Origin of the sequence: Okeania sp. SIO2B3, assembly GCF_010672525.1 — a bacterium.
Taxonomy (GTDB): Bacteria; Cyanobacteriota; Cyanobacteriia; order Cyanobacteriales; family Microcoleaceae; genus Okeania.
Genome location: NZ_JAAHGH010000249.1, coordinates 1 through 1011 on the forward strand (window position 1 = coordinate 1; position 1011 = coordinate 1011).

Here is a 1011-nt window from a genome sequence, read left to right on the forward strand (position 1 = left end):
GCTATCCATTACCCACATCTTTCTTAACATAAGGTTTGACAAAATCTAGGGATTGTGTATTCTCATTTATAAAAACTCAGAGTTTAACCAAAAGTCAGTCAATGGAACAGTGGATCACAGCAGAACTAGAAAGAACTGAATTAGGGGATAAAAGAAGGACTAAAAGGTTAATTAAAATCGTCGAATATCTAAGTGCTTCACCAGAAGCCAGTGTACCTCAAGCCAGTGGAACATGGTCACAAACCAAAGCCACCTATAAATTCTGGGATTCACCCGACATCAAACCATCTATGATCAGACTTGGACATATTGATGCCACAGTAGAGAGAATGGCCAAACATCAGGTAGTATTAGCGATACAAGATACTACAGAACTGAATTACACCAGCCATAAAGCTACTTCAGCAACAGGATATCTCGATAGTAAATATGCCAAAGGATTAAAAGTCCACGAGCGTGTTAACAGCGAGTACACAGGGAATACCACTAGGCATTATTGAACAAGAGGTATGGTCGAGAAATGAAGTAGAATCAGGAAAAGCTGAACAAAGAAAACAAAAACCAACGGCACAAAAAGAAAGTCAAAGATGGCTCGATAGTCTGATGAAAACCGAGTCAATCACTCCGAATCACTTGCAAGTAGTCACAATTGCTGAGCGAGAAGCAGATTTTTATGACTTGTTTGCTTGTGGTGAGCATCTGGGGTCAGATTTTTTGATTAGAGCTGTTCAAAATCGCTGTTTGGCTGGTAGTCAGAAGCGTTTATGGGAAACGTTGTTGTCAGTTGAGCCTCAAGGAACAATGACAGTGGAGGTCAAACGCAATCCAACTCGACCAGCCAGAAAAGCTGTTTTAACCATTCGTTATACTACTGTTACCCTTCAACCACCTCAGAATCGAGCCAAAAAAGAACAACTAGCTCCCTTAACATTACAAGCAATTTTAGTCAAAGAAGTTGACCCACCAACAGGAATTGAACCGATTACTTGGTTACTCCTAACTACATTAGAC

2 protein-coding genes are annotated in these 1011 nt (G+C 40.3%); both read left to right on the plus strand.

What is annotated here, in order from left to right:
- The first annotated feature begins 101 nt into the window (after positions 1-101).
- Positions 102-500: a transposase DNA-binding-containing protein gene (locus F6K15_RS37985; RefSeq protein ID WP_293071278.1), complete on the plus strand. Its 399-nt coding sequence runs from the start codon at positions 102-104 to the stop codon at positions 498-500.
- The coding region (locus F6K15_RS37990; RefSeq protein ID WP_293071280.1) for an IS4 family transposase at positions 457-1011 on the plus strand (555 nt) is incomplete at its 3' end. The genes F6K15_RS37985 and F6K15_RS37990, both read left to right, overlap by 44 nt.